Origin of the sequence: Mesorhizobium sp. M0983, assembly GCF_040318975.1 — a bacterium.
GTDB lineage: Bacteria > Pseudomonadota > Alphaproteobacteria > Rhizobiales > Rhizobiaceae > Mesorhizobium.
Map to the genome: position 1 here is coordinate 60,181 of NZ_JAMYNH010000013.1, position 12,672 is coordinate 72,852.

Consider the following 12,672-nt stretch of genomic DNA (forward strand, 5'->3'; position numbering starts at 1 on the left):
ACTGCTCTCAGCCCGGACTGCCGGTCGCGTCGGCCGTCGACTGGGATCCAGCTTTACTCCGGACCTTGAAATATCGGGCGATGGCTGCCGCGACCAATGCCGGATCCTCCCAGTGCGGGTTATGCCCGCACCGCGCCGCGCCCACGAACTCCGCGGCAGGGATTTCTTCGAGGAGCCGCTGTTGGTGCGTTTCGTCGAAGAGCAGGTCGCGCCCGCCAGCAATGACAAGCGCCGGCAGGCGCAGCGTACGCGCCTTGTCGGTAAGATCGACGCGCCGAACCTGCTCCAGGATTGCTCGCCAAAGTGCCGCCGGCATGGCTGACGCCTCCTTTGCAACCATGGTCAGGAAGTCCGCTGGAACCTCGGCCTCGCAGGCATGCCAATAGTCATAGAACGGATCGGCCGGCGATATCGGGTCTCGAAGTGCCCGCACACCAATGGTCATCGGGTGATCCTCACCGATCTGCGGCCGCACCGTTCCGGCCATCAGCACCAGGCCGCCAATCATCTCGGGATAGCGCGCTGCTGCCTCGATCGCCACCATACTGCCCAAGGAATGCCCGACCAGAACCGGCCGCTCGAGGCGCAACCGCTCGATCAAACTCACCACATCTTCCGCGAAATCCGCTGACGCGAAGCCGCGTGTCCCGGCCGGCGAGGCGCCATGCCCGCGCAGGTCTGGGATGATAAGCCGGCGCCCGGCGAGATGCGGCGCCAGCAAGGAGAAGCTGCGGCTCGTGTCGGAGAAGCCGTGCACCAGCACCAGCGCGGGCTCCTGCCCGGCGATTTCGACGCAGGCCGTTTCAGTGCAGCCGGCACCGACCTTGCGCTTGCGGCCGTTCCAGCCAGCCTGATCGACCGATATCAAAGGCCGAGCTGCTGCTTGACCGCGTCGAGCGCGGGCTTGCCATCGAATGTGGTGACACCGGCAAGCCAGGCGCCGAGCCTATCCGGATTCCCTTTGATGGCCTTCAGGCCGGCTTCCTCAGGCTTCAGGCCGTCATTGATGAGATAGCCCATGCCGAGATTTTCGAAATCGATGTCGAAGGCGAGGTTCTTCAGCAACTGCCCGACATTCGGGCATTGCTGCAGATAGCCCTTGCGCACCTGCGTCGTCACCGTCGCGGCGCCGAAGTTCGGGCCATAGAACTTGTCGCCGCCGCTCAGATATTTGAAGTCGTACATCGTGTTCATTGGATGCGGCGCCCAACCCTGGAAGACGATGAAGCGCTTTTCCTTGATCTCGTAGCCGACCTCGGAAAGCATGCCGGCTTCACTCGATTCGACGACCTGCCAGCCATCGAGGCCCAGCGACTTATCGGCGATGGCGTCCATCATCAGCTGGTTCGAGCCCGGCTCGATGCCATACATCTTCCTGCCGAACTTGTCGGCGAACTTTTGCAGGTCGGCAAAATCCTTGACGCCGGCCTCCCAGACGTAAGTCGGCACGGCAAAGGTGTATTTGGCGCCGACGAGATTGACGCGCACATCGTCTACCGAGCCGTCCTTCTTATAGGGCTCGTAATAGGTGATCATCGCCGGATCCCAATAGCCAAGGAACACGTCCAAATCATTGTTCTTCAAGGATTCATAGATGACGTTGATGCCCAGAAGCGAGCTTGCCGGTTTGTAGCCGAGCGCATCGAGCAAGACGCTGGTGACGCCGGTGGTGAAGGCAAGGTCGTTCCATCCAGGCTCGGCCATGCGCACGACCTTGCATTGTTCAGGTTCAGCCGCAAAGACCGGCTGGGTCGCCAGCAGGACCCAGAGCGAGGCGCCTATTCCAAGGCTACGAAGCATTTCGGTTCTCCTCATTTCACCAACGGTGTTGACCATTCGGTCCTTATATTGTCCCACCGGTCAATTCTTGATCTCGGCGGACGAAAATGTCAACGTCGGTTTTCGATGCATGGATCCGGCCCGTGAAACTCAAGCGCCTCAGCGACATACGCCGCAAAGAGCTGCGGCAAGCCGCCTTTGCCGTGCTTCAGCGCGAAGGCATAGCTGGCGCCACCATAGAAAAAGTGGCGGCACAGGCCGGCGCGTCGAAGGGCATCGTGCTGCATTATTTCAACAGCAAGCGGGAACTGTTCGAGCACGCCATGCGCGAGTCGAACCTGGTGCTGCGTCATGCAGTGGTCGAGCGGCTGAAGCAGGCGCGCACCCCAATGCAACGGATAGATGCCATCATCGAAGGCAATTTCGAGCCGCATCTTTTCCAGCCGTCCCTCTGCCATGCCTGGCTTTCGCTTTGCGCGGAGGTGCCGCGCGACGAAAAGCTGGCCCGCATCCAGAAGGTGATCCATGCGCGCATGCGCTCCAACCTGCTGTCCGGCCTGCGCGGTCTGATGCCGGCGCCCGATGCTGACGAGATCGCCTTCGGCGTCACCGCCCTGATCGACGGGCTATGGTTGCGGCTTGGCCTGCAGCCCGGCAGCGTCACGCGTGAACAGGCCATTCATCACGTCAAGGAGTTTGTCGCTACCCGCCTGGCTGTTCGGCGCGATGCAGCCGCTGCCGAATAGACCATCGTGCCCGACAGCCGAAGTTCATACTGTAGGATAGGCTGGCGGCTTGACCACAGTTGCCAACGGCGCTGCTCTCCTTGTCAGACAAGACGGCATTGCGCGGGAGTGTTGGATGAGACTGGGCGGCAAACGGGCACTGGTCACCGGCGGCTCGGACGGGATCGGGCTGGCAATCGCCGAGGCGTTTTTGCGCGAAGGCGCGGACGTGCTGATCGTCGGCCGCGACGGCAAAAAACTCGACGCCGCCCGCAAGCAGCTCGGGGACGGCGTCGAAACGGTGTCGGCAGACCTGTCGGCCAGCGCCGGCATCGACGCCGTGGTCGAGCATGCCAGGTGCGGCCCACCTCTCGACATCCTCGTCAACAATGCCGGCGTGGCGTTCCTGGCGCCGTTCGAGACCGTCAGCGAGGACCAGTTCCAGCAGTCGTTCGCGCTCAACGTCACGGCTGTATTCTTCCTCACCCAGCGACTGTTGCCGCATCTCGCGCCGGGCGGGGCATCGGTCATCAACATCTCATCCTATTTTGCGCACAAGATGATCCCGAAGCGGCCGTCCAGCCTCTATTCGCTGTCGAAGGGCGCGCTCAATTCGCTGACCAAGTCGCTCGCCTTCGAGCTCGGGCCGCGCGGCATAAGGGTCAATGCCATCGCGCCCGGCACGGTCGACACCGCAATGCGGCGCAGGTCGATCGAAAACCTGCCGGAAGCCGCGCAGGCCGAGCTCAAGGCCTATGTCGAGCGCAGCTACCCGCTCGGCCGCATCGGCCGAACCAGCGATCTTGCCGGCATCGCGGTCTATCTCGCCAGCGACGAAGCGGCGTGGACCAGCGGCGGCATCTTTGCAGTGGATGGAGGGTACACGGCGGGGTGAGGAGCGCGCGCTCTCCCTTCTCCCCTTGCGAGAAGGAAAAGGCGCTGCTTCAACCGATTTGCATCCCCATCGTCCGCAATCTCCGCTTGAAGGCATTTGTGCAACGCGATACGCCGTTTGCAAATTTGCAACCCGGAGAGACTTCGTGAGCGCGCCAGAGACCAGAACCGAAACCGACACGTTCGGTCCCATCGAGGTCGCCGCCGACCGTTACTGGGGCGCGCAGGCGCAGCGTTCACTTGCCAATTTCAAGATCGGCTGGGAGAAACAGCCGGCGTCGATCGTGCGGGCGCTGGGCATCGTCAAGCGGGCCGCCGCCGAAGCCAATATGGAGCTGAAGCGACTCGATCCGGCGATCGGCAAGGCCATCATCGAAGCCTCCCAGGAGGTCATCGACGGCAAGCTCAACGAGCATTTCCCGCTGGTCGTCTGGCAGACCGGCTCGGGCACCCAGTCCAACATGAACGCCAATGAGGTGATCTCCAACCGGGCGATCGAGCTTTTGGGCGGCATCATGGGCTCGAAGAAGCCGGTGCACCCAAACGACCACGTCAATATGAGCCAGTCGTCGAACGACACCTATCCGACGGCCATGCACATCGCCTGCGCCGAGCGCATCATCCACGACCTGCTGCCGGCGCTGAGACATTTGCATGCGGCACTCGAGGCCAAGACCAGGGCTTTCGCCCACATCGTCAAGATCGGCCGCACCCACACCCAGGACGCGACGCCGCTGACGCTCGGCCAGGAGTTCTCCGGCTATGCGGCGCAGGTCGCCTCGTCGATCAAGCGCATCGAGATGACCCTGCCAGGTCTGCAGGAATTGGCACAGGGCGGCACCGCGGTCGGCACCGGCCTCAACGCGCCGGTCGGTTTTGCCGAAAAGGTGGCGGCACGTATCGCCGCGATCACCGGCATCGATTTCGTCACGGCGCCGAACAAGTTCGAGGCGCTGGCCGCCCATGATTCCATGGTCTTCTCGCACGGCGCCATCAATGCCTGCGCGGCAGCGCTGTTCAAGATCGCCAACGATATCCGCCTGCTTGGCTCCGGCCCGCGTTCGGGCCTCGGCGAATTGTCGCTGCCGGAAAACGAACCGGGCTCTTCGATCATGCCGGGCAAGGTCAATCCGACACAATGCGAGGCGATGACACAGGTTTGCGTGCAGGTGTTCGGCAACAATGCGGCGATCAGCTTCGCCGGCAGCCAAGGCCATTTCGAGCTCAACGTCTACAATCCGCTGATGGCCTATTGTTTCCTGCAATCGGTACAGCTGCTGGCCGACGCTTCGGTGTCGTTTACCGACAATTGCGTCGTCGGCATCGAGGCCCGCGAAGACAACATCAAGGCAGCGCTCGACCGTTCGCTGATGCTGGTGACGGCGCTGGCGCCGACGATCGGCTACGACAACGCCGCCAAGATCGCCAAGGCGGCGCACAAGAACGGCACGACGCTGCGCGAGGAAGCGCTGGCGACCGGGCTGGTCAGCGAAGCCGATTATGAGCGGCTGGTGCGGCCGGAGGACATGACGCACCCGGGGTAAGTTGATCGCGAAAACGTTACCTCGGTGAACAATCCGTAACCAATCTGACGTCTTTGGTGAACAGTCGGCATGCGCTAACTGGACGGCTATCCCAAGTCGTTTGGCCAAACCCTTCTGGAGAGTTACGCATGTCCACCAACACGTCCACCAACACTTCGTTTGCCGGGTCCGGCACCGCCTCCGGCGCCTCGGGCACGATCCTGCTCGGCCGCATCCTGCTTTCGGTCATCTTCCTGCTTTCCGGCTTCGGCAAGCTGACGGCGATTGCCGGTACGGCCGGCTATTTCGGCAGCCTTGGCCTGCCGCTGCCGATGGTGACCGCCATTGTCGTTGGCCTCATCGAACTGCTTGGCGGCCTCGCCATCCTCGTCGGCTTCCAGACCCGGATCGTCGGCTGGGTGATGGCGATCTTCACCGTCGCCACCGCGCTGGTCGCCCACACCGGCTGGGCCGATCAGATGCAGATGATCAATTTCATGAAGAACCTCGGCATTGCCGGCGGCTTCCTCGTGCTCGCCTCGTCGGGTCCAGGCGCGTATTCGATCGACGCCAAGCGCGGCTGACGCGGCCCAGCATTGCCTAGACAAAAGGGGCGCGGAATTTTCCGCGCCCCTTTTTCGTTGTCGGTTTATATCTGCTGGCTGGAACTCTGCTAGGATCGGCCGCCGATATCGGAGGAGACCATGCCTCGCAATGCACTGCTCTTGCTTTCCCGGCTGCTGCTCGCCGCGCTGTTCGTGCCGTCCGGCTTCCATGCGCTTGCCGATATCGCCGGCACATCTAGCTATTTCGCCGGCCTCGGACTGCCGCTGCCAACACTCGCTGCCTGGGGCACGGGGCTGTTCGAGCTGATCGCCGGGCTGCTCATCCTCGTCGGCTTCAAGACGCCGATCGTGGCGCTGCTGCTCGCCGCCTTCTGCATCGCGACCGCCTTCATCGGTCATTACGGCCAAGGCGGCGACGATCCGACGCTGACCTTCCTGCATTCACAGATGCTGATGAAGGACATTGCCATAGCAGGTGGTTTTCTGGCGCTGGCAATGGCTGGTGCGGGCGCCTGGTCGGCCGACGGGCGTGGCATCGGCGTCGGTGCCGAAGCGACCTGAAAGACTGGCGTCAGCACAGATCATCAGGCGTTCAGGAAATTGGCCAGAATGATCTCGCGCCAGACGCGGGTCGGCGTCACCCAGGCATCCTGGGCGTTGTACTTGCCTGCATAGATCACGGCGGCGATGTCGGCCTCGGGCATCAGCCAGAGCCGCTGTCCGCCATTGCCGAAACCCCCATACCATGATTTCGGGGCGGCGAATGCTGGCGCCGGCGCGTCGCCGGTGAACCACAACCGGCCATAACCAAGGCCGTCCGGCGTCGAGATTGTGGCTGTTAACGACGCGTTTATCCAGCCTTCCGACGCGATCCTCTCTCCATTCCACAGACCCTTGCGAAGAAGGAGTTGGCCGATCTTCAAAAGATCAGGGGCCGCCAGCCTGAGGCCGGACGCTACGGAGGCGACGCCGTCACCACCAGCCGACCAGTGAAAGCGCTCGATGCCAAGCGGCGCGAAAAGCGCCTCGCGCGCGAAATCCGGCAGGGATTTGCCGCAGCCTCTTTCAATGATCGCGCCAACCAGCGCGACGCTGCCGCCGGAATAGATCCAGCGGCTCCCAGGGTCGGCGATGATCGGCCGCTCAAGGATGAAGCGATAACGATCGGGCGCGTTCTCCATCGCGATCTCGCTGTTCTGCGGATCGCTATAGGGACGGTTTTCGTCCCACTCCATGCCGAGCGTCATCGTCAGCGCATGGCCGATCGTGATCTTCTCACGCGAGGGATCGGCGGCGAGATCGGCGTATTCGGGAAACAGCGCGAAGAGCGGCGCATCGGGTGGCGGCACCAGTCCCGTGTCGAGGGCAATGCCGTAAAGCAGGCTGACGATGCTCTTCGTTACCGAGCGCAGATCGTGCAGCGTGCCGGCGTCAAAGGCGATCTGCCCGATCGGGCGCCCCCATTCTTCGTCCCTGCCCTCGGCATAGTGCTCCAGGAAGACCTTCTCGGAGCGGGCAGCGAGAACGATGTGCAGGTCGCGCAACAGGCCGGACTCGAGCCCGGCAAGCAGCTTGCGGTGGATCGCTGGATCGAAGCCGAGCGCTTCTGCTGCAGCTACGGACGGAGATGACGATGGGATGGTCATGGAATTTTTCGCTCCGCGTTTACCCCACGTCCCGAAATCCGGCCTTGGACCGCCCGTTCACTTCACAGACATACTCGGCCCGCCCTCGACCGCCAGCACCAGTCGGCGGTTGGTGACTCTTGCCAGCTGTGCCAGCCGGCCAGCCGGCCGCTCGCCGTAAAGATCGGCCAGCGCTGCCGGCAGCACTAGCGCCAGCACGCCATTGCCGCGGTTTTCCCATTTCAGCCGCGGCATGACGCCCGGCATTGCCGCGGTCAACAGATAGACGACGCGCAACAGCGCCGCCAATACCCGGGCGCGTTCGAGATAGCGCGGTGTCGCCAGCCCGCGGATTTCCGGAGCGGCTTCATTGAACACGCCCTCGTGGCGAAACAGGCTGACAAGCGCCAGGAAGGCGCGGCCGGGATGGTCGACGCCGATGAACGAGGCGTGGGCGATGATGTTGAGCGATTGCTTGCCGCGATATTCGGGATGGGCGCGCCAGCCGATATCGGCAAGCAGGCAGGCGGCGTGGCGGTAGCGCGCCTCATCCCTGGTTTCGTCGATGCCGAAGGCAGCGAAGGCCTTACCGGTCCATTCGACAAGCTCATGCGCGTGGTCGACCGATCGCGAGCGCAGGCGGGCAAGCTCTTCCGCCGCCGAGATCAGCGGATCGGCTTTCTGTTCGGCCTTGTCGAGCAGCGAATAGAGAAAGCCCTCGCGCACGCCCAGCGCCGACACGATGATCTTCGACGGCTGCATCGCCGCCATGATCTCCTGCAGCACGATGGCGCCGTAGGGCAGCAGCGAGCGGCGGTTCTTGGAGACGCCCTCGATGCCCTTGACCTTATCGATCTCGGCTTTGGCGACCTGCCGGAGGAAGCTCGCGGCGCTTTCGATGCCGATCTCGTAATGGTGCATGACGCCGAGCGGGTAGTTGGTCATTTCCATGTGCAGACGGGCGAGGTTTCGCCAGGTGCCGCCGACCGTGTAGAAGGCCCTGCCCTGTCCGCCCTTCAGCAATTTCGCCCGCGCCAGTTGCTCGCGCGTGATCTTTGCCGCCTGGGTCAGCGAGTTCTTCGCCATGTCCTGCAGGCGCAAGCCGCCCAACGGCAGGGTGATGCCGTCACCGATCGCCTCGCCGTCGATATCGATCAGTTCGAGGCTGCCGCCGCCAAGATCGCCGGCGATGCCGTTGGCCGGGTGGAAACCGGAGATGACGCCGAGCGCCGAATAATGGGCTTCCTCGCGGCCGCTCAGCACCTGGATCTCGGTCTTGAGTACATCCTCGGCGCGGTGGATGAAGTCGGGGCCGTTGACCGCCTCACGGGCGGCGGCGGTCGCCAACACATACATGCGCTCGGCGCCGGCCTGGTCGGAGAGCGCGCGGAAACGGCGGAACTCTTCCATCGAGCGCGTCACCGCCTCGGGATCGAGCTTTCCGGTCGAAACGATGCCGCGGCCGAGGCCGGCGAGCATCTTTTCGTTGAACAGCAAGGTCGGCGAGCGCGCCAGCCCTTCATAGATGACAAGACGGATCGAGTTCGACCCGATATCGATGATGGACAGCGGTCGGCGGTCCTGAAGCCGGCCCTGGGACGCTGAAATCATCAGCCCGTCGCTGCGTTCTGTTTCTTGCGGCGCTTGAACTGCGCGATGCGCTTGGGCGCATGCGACTTCAACGCATCGCCCCGTCCGGACAGGCTCGGATTGGTCATGAAATATTCCTGCGCGTTGAACGGTTCCTCGCCCTCCTCCAGCACAACGCGCCGGGAGGTTCCGTCAGCCAATACGTCGAAACTTTGCTGGTTGTCCATGATGTTGCCGAGCATGATCTGGCCGAGCACCTGTTCATGCACAGTTGGATTGGTGATCGGCACCATGGTCTCGACCCGGCGGTCGAGATTGCGCGGCATCAAATCGGCCGAGGAGATGTAGACGATCGCCCCGTCCGAGGGCAGGCCGTGGCCGTTGCCGAAGCAATAGATGCGGCTGTGCTCGAGGAAGCGGCCGACGATCGACTTCACCCTTATGTTCTCCGACAGGCCCGGCACCTGCGGTCTCAGGCAGCAGATGCCGCGCACGACGAGATCGATCTCGACGCCGGCGCGGCTGGCATCGTAGAGCGCATCGATGATGATCGGATCGACCAGCGCATTCATCTTCATCCAGATGCGAGCCGGCCTGCCATCCAGCGCGTGGCCGATCTCGTCCGAAATATGCTTGAGGATGCGGTTGCGCAGCGTGAACGGCGATATGGCCAGCCGCATCTGCTCGGCCGGCTCGGCATAGCCGGTGATGAAATTGAACAATTGCGCGACATCGCGCGCGATCGTCGGATCGGTGGTGAAGAAGGACAGGTCGGTGTAGATGCGCGCGGTGACCGGGTGGTAATTGCCGGTGCCGAGATGCACGTAATTGCGTAGCCTGCCATCCTCGCGCCGCACCACCAGCGACATTTTCGCGTGGGTCTTCAGCTCGAGAAAGCCGAAGACGACCTGGACTCCGGCGCGCTCGAGGTCGCGCGCCCAGCGGATGTTGGCCTCCTCGTCGAAGCGCGCCTTGAGCTCGACCAGCGCCGTCACCGACTTGCCGGCCTCGGCGGCGTCGACCAAAGCCCGCACGATCGGGCTGTCGTTGGAGGTGCGGTAGAGCGTCTGCTTGATCGCCACCACTTCCTGATCGGCCATCGCCTGGCGCAGGAACTGCACCACCACGTCGAAGGATTCGTAGGGGTGGTGGACGATGATGTCCTTCTCGCGGATGGCGGCAAAGCAATCGCCACCATGCTCGCGGATGCGCTCCGGGAAGCGCGGATTGTAGGGCGTGAACTTCAGATCGTCGCGAGCGACGGCGACGATCTCCGAGATCTGGCTAAGCGCCAGCGGACCGGTAAGCACGCTGATGCGGCTGGCCGAGACGCCAAGCTCGCCGGCGACGAAGTCGCGCAATTCGGACGGCATCAGCCTGTCGAACTCGATCCGGATGACCGAGCCGCGGCGGCGACGCTTCAGCGCCGTCTCGAACAGCCGCACCAGATCTTCGGATTCTTCCTCGACCTCGATATCGCTGTCGCGGATGATGCGGAACGTGCCGGAGCCCTTGACCTCGTAGCCGGGGAACAGCTTGCCGATGTAGAGACTGACCGCCTCTTCGAGCGGAACGAAGCGGACGTGATGCTTGCGATCCGGCAAGCGGATGAAGCGCCTCAGCGCTACCGGCAGGCGCAAAAGCGCGCTCATTTCCTCGCCGTTCTTGCGGTGGCGCAATTGCAGCGCCATCGAGAAACCGAGATTGGGAATGAACGGAAACGGATGCGCTGGGTCGATCGACAGCGGCGTCAGGACCGGAAACACCTGCTCCTGGAAATGGTCCTCGAGCCAGGTCTTCTCGTCCTTGGTCAGCGCATCGCGGGTGATGCTCTCGATGCCTTCCTTGTTGAGCTGCAGCATCAGCGCCGAAAGGCTGTTCTGCTGGTCCTCCTGCAGGCGCTCGACCTCGCGCAGCAATTGTTCGAGCTGCTGCTCGGGGGTGCGCCCGTCCGGGCTCTTCAGCACGATGCCCTCGCGCACCTGGCCGGCAAGACCGGCGACGCGGACCATGAAGAACTCGTCGAGATTGGCCGCCGATATCGACAGGAAGCGAACGCGCTCGAGCAGCGGATGATTGGCGTTCAGCGATTCCTCGAGCACGCGCCGATTGAATTGCAGCCAGGAAAACTCGCGGTTGACGAAGCGGTCAGGATTGCCGCCTTCGCGGCTCGCCGCCTCGATGGTGATGAATTCGCTTTGCACCGGCTTCAGTTCGTTCATGGTTCCTGCTCTTCCTACACCAGCCGTCGGCGCCAGCCTTAACCGGCTTAACTTATCCTCTGACAGGCTTTTGCGACAGTTTCATTTCATCGATCTTGCAAAGAGACGGGTTATGATCCAGATGCAATCGACAAGATCAGGAGACGACGATGGCAGGCGGTTCCATTCCCCATTTCCAGAACGATGCGGGCTATCCGGCAATCGACATCGGCGTCAAGGAATTCATGTGCACCGGCGCCAATCCGCCTTTCGACCATCCGCATGTATTTCTCGACATGGGCGACGACAATGAAAAAGTCTGCCCCTATTGCTCGACGCTCTATCGCTATTCGCCGAAGCTGAAGGCATTGGAAACGCAGCCGCCGGGCTGCCTCTATATCGACCAGGCCGCCTGATTCTTCCGCGACAAGCCTGATGCGAGAAACGCAGTCCCGGCATGTGGTCATCGCCGGGGCGGGCGTTGCCGGGCTGACCGCGGCACTGGCCTTCGCCGAGCGCGGCTATCGGATAAAACTGTTCGAACAGGCGCAGCACCTCGAGGCTGCCGGCGCCGGCATCCAGCTGTCGCCCAACGCGACACGCATTCTTCGACAACTCGGCGTACTCGATCGGCTGCTGCCGACGGCGGTGCGGCCGGAGGCGGTCGTGCTCAAGGATGCCGCCACGCTGCGTGAGCTGGCGCGCGTACCGCTTGGCCAGGCCGCCGAAACGCGCTGGGGAGCGCCCTATCTCGTTGCCCACCGCGGCGATCTGCAGTCAGCGCTGATGGCGCGGACAGCCGAGCGACCCGAGTTCGAGCTTGTCACCGGCGCCCGCGTCGGCAGCGTAGCATCCGGACCGAATGGCATCACCGCAACAGTCGAGATTGCCGGCACGACCATCGAAACCGAGGCATCGTTGCTGGTGGGAGCCGACGGCGTCTGGTCGTCGGTGCGAGAAAAGCTGGCCCGCACGGAGGCCGACTTTGTCAGAAGCCGATTCTCGGGCGAGCTTGCCTGGCGAGCCACGGTGGCCGCGGACAGCCTCGCCGGACAGGCCTTCGGCATGATCGGTGCGCCCGATTGCGTTACTGCATTCCTCTATCCCGGCTTCCATATGGTCGCCTATCCGGTCAGCCGTGGCACTGCCTTTAATCTCGCCGCCTTCACCAGGGGTGAGCGAATCGCCGAGGGCTGGTCGGGGCATGCCGACCCCGCCAGCCTCGTCAGTGCCATGCGCGGTACCGCGCCGGCGCTGGTCCGTCTGGCGAGCGAGGCGGCGCCGTGGACGGCATGGCCGATCCACACCGTCGAGCAGCGGCGGTGGACGACACCGGAAGGCGTCGCGCTGATCGGCGATGCGGCGCATGCGATGACGCCCTTTGCCGCACAGGGCGCGGCGATGGCGATCGAGGACGCGGCGACGCTTGCCGGCTTCGTTGCCACCTCGCCTGCCGATCTCAGCGGCGCGCTTGCCGCTTGGGAACAGGCGCGGCGGCCGCGCGTCGCCCAGGTCGCCCGCCGCGGCGCGGTCAACCGCCTCGCCTGGCACGCGGCCGGGCCGGTGGCGATGGCCCGCAACCTGTTCCTGGCGATGCGCTCACCCGAAAAGCTCGCCGCCGATCTTGATTGGCTTTATGGCTAGCGGGCGCGCGAGTCTGGGGATCGGCGATAAAAAGCTCGATAGGCCGGCGGGACAGCGCCCCCCTCTGTCCTGCCGGACATCTCCCCCACAAGGAGGGAGATTGGCAGTTTCGGCGCCTTGCTAGG

At 63.5% G+C, this 12,672-nt stretch carries 12 protein-coding genes; 7 read left to right on the forward strand and 5 right to left on the reverse strand.

The features are described from left to right. Positions 1-7: 7 nt before the first annotated feature. Both NKH71_RS22230 and choX read right to left on the reverse strand, forming a co-directional pair. A complete protein-coding gene (locus tag NKH71_RS22230) occupies positions 8-868 on the reverse strand; it encodes an alpha/beta fold hydrolase (protein WP_023722736.1) in 861 nt (286 codons plus the stop codon). After that, on the reverse strand, positions 865-1,800 hold the full coding sequence (gene choX, locus NKH71_RS22235; protein ID WP_031195251.1) for a choline ABC transporter substrate-binding protein: 936 nt from the start codon (positions 1,798-1,800) through the stop codon (positions 865-867). Before choX ends, NKH71_RS22230 begins: the two co-directional genes overlap by 4 nt. Before the next feature lie 122 nt (positions 1,801-1,922). Between choX and betI the strand changes: the two genes are divergently transcribed. The 5 genes from betI (at position 1,923) to NKH71_RS22260 (ending at position 6,048) form a co-directional block, all read left to right on the forward strand. Then, positions 1,923-2,525 (forward strand): choline-binding transcriptional repressor BetI, encoded by a 603-nt coding sequence (betI, locus tag NKH71_RS22240; RefSeq protein ID WP_031195249.1) that lies wholly within the window; start codon positions 1,923-1,925, stop codon positions 2,523-2,525. Positions 2,526-2,640: 115 nt separating this feature from the next. Next, positions 2,641-3,399, forward strand: a complete 759-nt coding sequence (locus NKH71_RS22245) for an SDR family NAD(P)-dependent oxidoreductase (protein WP_352791291.1) — start codon at positions 2,641-2,643, stop codon at positions 3,397-3,399. 145 nt (positions 3,400-3,544) lie between these two features. Then, positions 3,545-4,942: a class II fumarate hydratase gene (gene fumC / locus NKH71_RS22250; RefSeq protein WP_023722732.1), complete on the forward strand. Its 1,398-nt coding sequence runs from the start codon at positions 3,545-3,547 to the stop codon at positions 4,940-4,942. A gap of 128 nt (positions 4,943-5,070) precedes the next feature. Continuing rightward, the gene (locus tag NKH71_RS22255) at positions 5,071-5,505 is read left to right on the forward strand and encodes a DoxX family protein (protein ID WP_352468371.1); all 435 of its coding nucleotides are present in this window, start codon (positions 5,071-5,073) and stop codon (positions 5,503-5,505) included. 120 nt (positions 5,506-5,625) lie between these two features. Then, positions 5,626-6,048, forward strand: a complete 423-nt coding sequence (locus NKH71_RS22260) for a DoxX family protein (protein WP_023722730.1) — start codon at positions 5,626-5,628, stop codon at positions 6,046-6,048. 23 nt (positions 6,049-6,071) lie between these two features. On the opposite strand, the gene NKH71_RS22265 is transcribed toward NKH71_RS22260, so the two are convergent. Genes NKH71_RS22265 through NKH71_RS22275 form a run of 3 tightly spaced genes read right to left on the reverse strand, consistent with a single transcriptional unit; the run spans position 6,072 to position 10,924 of the window. After that, positions 6,072-7,133 carry a serine hydrolase domain-containing protein gene (locus tag NKH71_RS22265; RefSeq protein WP_352895335.1) on the reverse strand — a complete coding sequence of 354 codons (1,062 nt, stop codon included), beginning with the start codon at positions 7,131-7,133 and terminating at the stop codon, positions 6,072-6,074. Between the two features lie 57 nt (positions 7,134-7,190). Next, on the reverse strand, positions 7,191-8,723 hold the full coding sequence (ppx, locus tag NKH71_RS22270; RefSeq protein WP_023722728.1) for an exopolyphosphatase: 1,533 nt from the start codon (positions 8,721-8,723) through the stop codon (positions 7,191-7,193). Further along, positions 8,723-10,924, reverse strand: a complete 2,202-nt coding sequence (locus NKH71_RS22275) for an RNA degradosome polyphosphate kinase (RefSeq protein ID WP_352481763.1) — start codon at positions 10,922-10,924, stop codon at positions 8,723-8,725. The genes ppx and NKH71_RS22275 overlap by 1 nt, the downstream gene beginning before the upstream one ends. Before the next feature lie 149 nt (positions 10,925-11,073). On the opposite strand from NKH71_RS22275, the gene NKH71_RS22280 reads away from it, so the two are divergent. Together NKH71_RS22280 and NKH71_RS22285 are read left to right on the forward strand one after the other, a co-directional pair. Next, complete coding sequence (locus tag NKH71_RS22280; RefSeq protein WP_254820632.1) at positions 11,074-11,319, forward strand: zinc-finger domain-containing protein; 246 nt, start codon at positions 11,074-11,076, stop codon at positions 11,317-11,319. 19 nt (positions 11,320-11,338) lie between these two features. Further along, positions 11,339-12,547, forward strand: coding sequence for an FAD-dependent monooxygenase (locus NKH71_RS22285; RefSeq protein ID WP_352895336.1), 1,209 nt, complete (start codon positions 11,339-11,341; stop codon positions 12,545-12,547). Positions 12,548-12,672 lie beyond the last annotated feature (125 nt).